Origin of the sequence: Pseudomonas sp. AMR01 (genome assembly GCF_041946035.1) — a bacterium.
Classification (GTDB): domain Bacteria; phylum Pseudomonadota; class Gammaproteobacteria; order Pseudomonadales; family Pseudomonadaceae; genus Aquipseudomonas; species Aquipseudomonas antarctica_B.
This window is the reverse complement of record NZ_JAUTYR010000124.1, coordinates 1-607: the sequence shown is the minus strand read 5'-3', so window position 1 is coordinate 607 and position 607 is coordinate 1. Positions and strand designations below refer to the sequence as shown.

At 69.9% G+C, this 607-nt stretch carries 1 protein-coding gene; it reads left to right on the top strand.

The window, feature by feature from the left end; all coding sequences use genetic code 11:
• A partial coding sequence (locus tag Q7C20_RS26840; RefSeq protein ID WP_375071202.1) for a hypothetical protein occupies positions 1 to 466 on the top strand: 466 nt, incomplete at its 5' end.
• Between the last annotated feature and the right edge of the window lie 141 nt (positions 467 to 607).

Sequence of the window (607 nt, the reverse complement as noted above, 5' to 3'; positions counted from 1 at the left end):
GCTTCTGGTCACCGCCAGCCATGCCCGCGACGTGCTTTGGACGATGGAGGAAGGGGCGTCCTGCGCCGGGCTTTCCGCCGTAGTGGGCGAGGTGCATGGCGGGCCGGAGGTGCTGGATTTCACCGCCACCAAACGGTTGTCGCTCAGGGCCGAGGCCTCGGGCGTGCCGCTCTATCTTATTCGCAGCGGCGATCCGGGGGGCTTGAGTGCGGCGCGGATGCGTTGGCGCATCGCCTCCCTGCCCGCGCAGGCGCATCCCGACGATCCACAGGCACCAGGTGCGGCGCGGTGGGACCTCGAGTTGTTTCGCGCCCGCGGCCATGCGCCCGGACGCTGGGTGGCCAGCCATGACCCCGAGAAACGCCAAAGCCCCCGCGCCGCGGATCGTCTCCGTCTGGTTCCCTATGCTGACGATGGAGCGGTGGAAACGGGTGATCGCCCAATACCGCAGCGTTCCGGGGGATGAGGTGCCGGTGGTCCTGTCACGCGACGGCAGCCATGGCCCGGTGGTCCATGGGCTGAGTGCGGCGGCGCAAACGCGCGGGATCGAGGCGGGCACGCGGGTGGTCGACGTGCAGGCCATCCACCCCGATCTGCATGTCGAGCC